The sequence below is a fragment of the Spiroplasma sp. ald genome (assembly GCF_044714355.1).
Lineage (GTDB): Bacteria > Bacillota_I > Bacilli_A > Mycoplasmatales > Mycoplasmataceae > Spiroplasma > Spiroplasma phoeniceum.
Map to the genome: position 1 here is coordinate 1 of NZ_RXFY01000063.1, position 6321 is coordinate 6321.

5 protein-coding genes are annotated in these 6321 nt (G+C 26.8%); all 5 read right to left on the reverse strand.

The genetic code is table 4. The annotated features are described in order from the left end of the window. Nucleotides 1-76: 76 nt before the first annotated feature. Nucleotides 77-274 (reverse strand): hypothetical protein, encoded by a 198-nt coding sequence (locus EHU54_RS03870; RefSeq protein ID WP_400249041.1) that lies wholly within the window; start codon nucleotides 272-274, stop codon nucleotides 77-79. A gap of 141 nt (nucleotides 275-415) precedes the next feature. Continuing rightward, nucleotides 416-3904 carry an FtsX-like permease family protein gene (locus EHU54_RS03875; RefSeq protein ID WP_400249042.1) on the reverse strand — a complete coding sequence of 1163 codons (3489 nt, stop codon included), beginning with the start codon at nucleotides 3902-3904 and terminating at the stop codon, nucleotides 416-418. Between the two features lie 316 nt (nucleotides 3905-4220). Beyond that, nucleotides 4221-4391: a hypothetical protein gene (locus tag EHU54_RS03880; protein WP_400249043.1), complete on the reverse strand. Its 171-nt coding sequence runs from the start codon at nucleotides 4389-4391 to the stop codon at nucleotides 4221-4223. Between the two features lie 113 nt (nucleotides 4392-4504). Then, on the reverse strand, nucleotides 4505-5674 hold the full coding sequence (locus EHU54_RS03885) for an HAD-IC family P-type ATPase (protein WP_400249044.1): 1170 nt from the start codon (nucleotides 5672-5674) through the stop codon (nucleotides 4505-4507). Next, a partial coding sequence (locus EHU54_RS03890) for an HAD-IC family P-type ATPase (RefSeq protein WP_400249045.1) occupies nucleotides 5655-6321 on the reverse strand: 667 nt, incomplete at its 5' end. The genes EHU54_RS03890 and EHU54_RS03885, both read right to left, overlap by 20 nt.

The window sequence follows — 6321 nt, forward strand, 5'->3', positions numbered from 1 at the left end:
TTATCAAATTTCATAATTTTAAATTCCTATAATTTCTATTTTAAATATATTTTATAGGAATTTTAAAATAACTAGGTTATGCAAGAAGTCTATTATTAGAAATTTTAATTGCATTACGAGAAATATTGTCAAGCCCTTCAATTCTTGTTTGAATATATTGTTTTTCATTAAAACTAAATGGAGTATTACGACTATGATTAGGAACTTCATTAAAGGTTAGATTTTGAACAAAAATAGAACTTGCAATAATGCAGAAAGTATATATCTTTTTCATTGTTAATTTTTCCCACTTCCATAGCAATTAATTTTATTTATCATAAATTAGGCTAACACAATATCTATATATTTAGTTTAACAAAAAATTAATAAGAAATTAATAAATTTAAAAAAATGTTATTTAATTAAATAACATTTTTTATTCCATTGTAATATTTATTAATTTATTCTTTTTAATTTTTCAAATCCCTATTCCAATTACTGAAATTAAAATAAAACCAATTGCTAATGTTGCTATTGAAACAACATAAGATGAAAAGGAAGGAATTAATAACATTCCGGTACTTTTAAAAACAATATAAGCAATGACATTCCATAATAATTGGGCAATAACATAACTTAAAACATAACCTAAAACAATTGCAAATAAGTAAAATCCTAAAACAATTGCAATAATTTTTCATGTTGGATATCCAAGGACTTTTAAAGTTAAGATTGTACGGCGATTTTCATCAAGCACCATAGCAATTAAGACTGATAAAATTAAAGCAACAATGACAATTATTAATCCTTCTAAAACATTAAGAACATCCCGGACAGTTCGCATTCCTTGTGAATAATTTTCTCGTAAAGTATCAAATGGTCATATTTTGTTAAGGCCATTTAATAATTTTAAATTTGTTCTTAAGTCTAATGCATTTTTAAGATCCGGTTTTTTATTATTATCAAACATTGTAAAATTATAATTATCGTTTAATGAAAATGACGAAATAATACGATAAGGCTGCAAGGTTACTCCCAATGGACTAGCTCCTGATGCAACAACATTATAATAAGAATTTGGTAAAAATTGTTCTCCTTTTTTAGTTAAATTAACTCATTGGTTCATAACCGTAACTAATGAATCTTGATTCATATAAATATTCGCTGAACTAATATCAGCATCATTTGAACCAATCACTTTAAAAGCAACTGGAACATACCCAATAGCATTTGTAATTCGAACATTTAATTTAAAAATATCCCCCGAAACTAAATTCATCGATTGATAAACCCGTTTTGCTAAAAGAACTGGTATTGGTTCATTAATTGGAACATTTGGGTCATTCCCAGTAGGGTCTGAACTAATTTTATAGCCAAAGACTTCTTTTTGGGCAATATCACTTGGTGTCGTCTTAGAACGATAATTCAATAATTGATTACGCTCTGTTTCATCACTTGTTAACCCAACAACATTTAATTGTGAAACTGGATTTTTTGAATTTTTAGTATCATCTGGACTTCAACCTGCTGATAAGAAAACATACGGGAAATCATAATTTTTATCATAAACCATATATGGTCCTAAATAAATATCTGGGTATTGACCATTAGTTGTTGTACTTAAACTATTAACCAAATTAATTCCACTAATAATTGTTTGAATATCAGCTTCATTTATTCCTTTTTCAATTAAAAATGGTTTCATAAGATTAATAATTTTTACTAAATTATCTCATCCATTAATTCATTCACCAGACTCATTATCCTTAACTTTATAATTAGCAACTGCGTCAACTGTTGTTGCACTTATATATGGATATGTTTTTGTTTCTTCATCATAATTAATCTTACTTCTAACAAGAGTTGCACCACTTGGATCACCAATAATATTTAATAAATCACCACAATTTTTTTTCATATTTTTTGAATCTGAAACAGATAGACTTGTAAAGCACATCAATGGATTTGGAAAGTTAAATGTTTTATTATCATCAAGAATTTTTGCCTCATGGTAATAATTCATACGCTTATCAGCCGTAATTCACTGATAAGGTTTACTATTGTTGGCTTCTTGTGCAATATCTTGTTGATCATAACTAGCAATTAAATATGATTTAATATCATTCTTAAAATAACGGAAAGAATCTTTAACAATTCCTTGTGCCATTACTCCTGCATCCAACTGGAAAATTAACAAAAAGGACGAAAAAACTAAAACAATTAATACCATAATTCATTTTCCTAAAGATTTTAGTGCAAAGGTAAATGATAAATGAACATTAAATGTTAATCCAAAATGAGCATATTTACGACCTTTTTTTACTTTTTTAGGACGAAAACTTAAATTAGAACCTTTTAAATCATAAATTAAATCCAAAGCTGTCCGACTTAAAAGAATAAATGAGATTAAGAAAGACATCCCAATAAAAATAAGTGGAATAAAAATTGTCGCTGAAACAAAAATTAGTGGATTAAAATAAAATGATGATAATGGTAATCCTATTGAATATAAATTTGAACCAGTGAAATACATTTGCAGAGGAATACTTAAAGCTCATCCTAATAAACAACCAATTAAAGTTGTAAAAATAATGTTAAAAGTAAAAATAAATAATAATTCAAAGCGATGATATCCTAATGATTTTAAGACTCCAATTTGTCGTTTTGCATTAGTAATATCTTTTTTAATGAAAAAAGCAATAATAAATAAAATAATAATTGAACAAGCAACAGCAATTGAAGTATTAATAATAAAACCAGTATTTGTTAACATCACAACTTGTCCCGGTAATGATGCTTCAAAAGCGACAATTGCATTATCAGGCGCTACAAAATAATTGCTTAAAACTTTTCTTAATAAAGTTATTTTTTGTAGTTCAGTTAAATTACCATTAACATTAATAAAACTAGTAATTTTTTCAGTTCCATTTGAAAAATTTTGCTTGATAGCATTAAAATTAATATCATTCATAAATAATACTGAACCATTTTTTAAATCAATAATTTTATGACCAGTAGCAAGAGTTGATAGACTTACTAAATCAGGATAAATATTACTTACCTTTGCCCCATATCCAATAATATTAAATTGTAAATTTTGACTATTTCCTAAATTAAAGTGTCCACCAAGTTTTAAATGATTATAATCAGCATATTGTTTATTTAAAATAATGTTATTTTCTATTAAATCACTAATATGTTCTCATTTTGTTACTTCAAAAAGACGATTAAACGGAGTATAAAAAATATTATTACCTCGTCAACCATCACCGTTATATAATAAATTTTTATTTTTGTTAATAGCAGTAGCATTAAAATATTGCGTATCTTTTGCTAAATTATTTGCAGTAAATTGATAACCAACATTAAAACTAAGTTCTAAGCCAGCTTTGTCACCATTAATTAAATCATTTAAACAACTTTCATCTGGATTATGAATAATATAACTTAAAAAAGCAGCAGTAAGATTCTTATTAAAATTTTTAACTAAGGCAGTAAAAGAAGATGTCCCCATTTCTGGGTTTAAATATGATGGTTCTTTTGTTCATTTACAAATTTCAGAATTAGTTAAATCACAATTTAACCCTAAAACATCAGCACGAATATTATTAAATGTTAAATGCTCAGCATCAATTTCTGACTCATCATAAAACTGAGCTAAAAAAGTACGATTATTTTCATTTATTTTTCAAGCAGAATTTCTTTTTCACACATTATTATCAATATTTAAACTATCTACTCGAATTTCATATTGATAAGGAAGACTATTTTTCTTAATATCATTTAAGCCATTTTTAACTTGAAAAACAGTTGAAAAAAGAGCTGTAAAGGTTAAAACTGCACCAATAATAAACAAAATTAACCCAATAAATTGAGTTATTTTTTTTGTAAACCCTCGCGTAGCCTCTTTTGCAAGATTTCACATATTATTCACCCATTCCAAGAATCACTAAGTTAATTATATAAGAAAAATAACTAATTTTAAAAAAATATTGAAAAACTTTAATTGCTTAATAAATTAAAAATTTTTTGCTTTCCTTTAGTAGTTGGACTGACAACATTTTATAATAAAGACTTAATAAAACAATTTTTAATGTTATTCTTTTATCGTTTGATTAATTTACGAAATGCATCATATCCCAACAACATTAATAATGGAAGCACCATCATTCCTAATGATACTACAGTCATTTGTCAAGATAACAGTGGTGAAGTGTCAAATTTATGTTCTTTGGTTGTTGTTAAAAAAATAAGTTTAAACCCGGTGTATAAACCATCAAAAAATTTAATACCAAGGCAATTACTGAAGCACCTAATAAATAATAATTAGTCGGAGGAACATTATATTGTGTTTTAATTCGATAATTTGGTAATTGAATTACAAAAGTAAAAATTACTGGTGAACAAGCCATTACTAAGATTGTCGCAATTTTAGCATCTTCAATATTATGAAAAATATCTTTACCAATGAAAAATGTACCAATAACAGTAGCAGCTGTTACAAAAGCTAAATATAAAATTGTAACTAAACTATTGATAAAAAAGTTTCTTTCTTACTTCGTGGTTTTTCTAGCATTAAGCCATCATCATTATTTCCTAAACCAATTGGAATTGACATTAATGTTTCAATGACTAAGTTAAACCATAAAATGTTAACAGAATCAAATGGTTTAATTTTAGTTGTAACTGAAATAATAATAAAAACTAACACATTTGCTAATTGTGCAATACAAACAAAAGCAATAACCCATTTAATTTTATGATACACATTCCGTCCTTCTTCAACACCACGAATAATTGTTGAAAAATTATCATCTTGTAAAATAATATTTGCAGCTTCTTTTGAAACATCTGTTCCTGTTATTCCCATTGCAACACCAATATCGGCTTTGCTTAAACTTGGAGCATCATTAACGCCATCACCTGTCATTGAAACAACATAGTTCATTGATTGCAAACACTCAACAATCCTTGTTTTATGATCAGGATTAACTATTGCAAAAACTGATACATCACGTAGTTTTTCTTGTAACTTATGATTATTCATATTATCAATTTGATGGCCAGATAAAACATTCGCTTCTGAAACTGCTAGACGTAATTCTTTAGCAATAGCTAAAGCAGTTGCTTTATGATCTCCAGTAATCATAATTACTCTAATTCCTGCTTCATGTGCCTTTCTAACTGCTTCAACCGCTTCTGGACGTGGTGGGTCAATCATTCCAACAGCACCTAAAAAAATTAAATTAGTCTCAATGTCTTGTTGATCTTTTTGATTAAAAGCAAAAACTAAAACCCGTAATGCTTGACTTGATAAATCTAATGCTTCCTCTTGGATTTCTTCCTTCATTTCTTCAGTTAATGGAACAATTTCGTTATTTAAATAAATTCGATTACATTGCAGTAATAATTGGTCAAGAGCACCTTTTGTATAAACAAATTCGTGTTTATTAACATGATTAACAGTTGACATTAATTTTCGATCAGAATCAAAGGGAACTTCTAAAACACGAAGATATTTTTCACGATATTCTACTTCACTAATTGTAAATCTTCTTGTAAAATCAATTAAAGCAATTTCAGTTGTATCACCAATTTGTTCATTTTTTTGGTTAATAGCATCATTACATAAAGTTAGACAATTAATAAAATGAAAAGTTGCCTTATTATTTTGGTTATAAATAATTAAAATCATTTTCTTTAAGAATCTCATTATTGAAAATAATCTCTTTAACTGTCATTTTATTTTGAGTTAAAGTCCCTGTTTTATCTGAACAAATAACATTAACTGAACCTAATGTTTCAACCGCATCTAATTTTTTAACAATAACATTAACTTTTGTCATTCGTTTTACTAATAATGATAAAATAACTGACACAATAACAATTAAGGATTCTGGGATAACAGCAATTGCAATTGTAAATGCTGTCATTAAAATAATTGGTCAACTATTTTCATCAGTTAATAAAAAGAAAACAAAAACAAAGATTGCTAATAAAACCGCAAAAATACTAACAACTTTTGTTAATTTTGTTAAGCGTAACTGTAATGGTGTCTTTTCTTGTTTTGTTTTAACAACCGCAGCAGCAATTTTTCCAATCTCACTATCAACAGCATCTGCAACAACATTCCCAACTGCTCAACCATTTGTAATAAAAGTTGACATAAAAGCCATATTAGTCTGTTCTGCTAACACTAATTTTTCTTTTAAAATTATTTCACCATTTTTTTCAACAGGAACTGATTCACCAGTTAATGCAACTTCGTCAATTAACAAATTATTTGCTTCTAAAATGCGAATATCAGCTGGAATATATTTCCCTGCTTCTAAAATAACAATA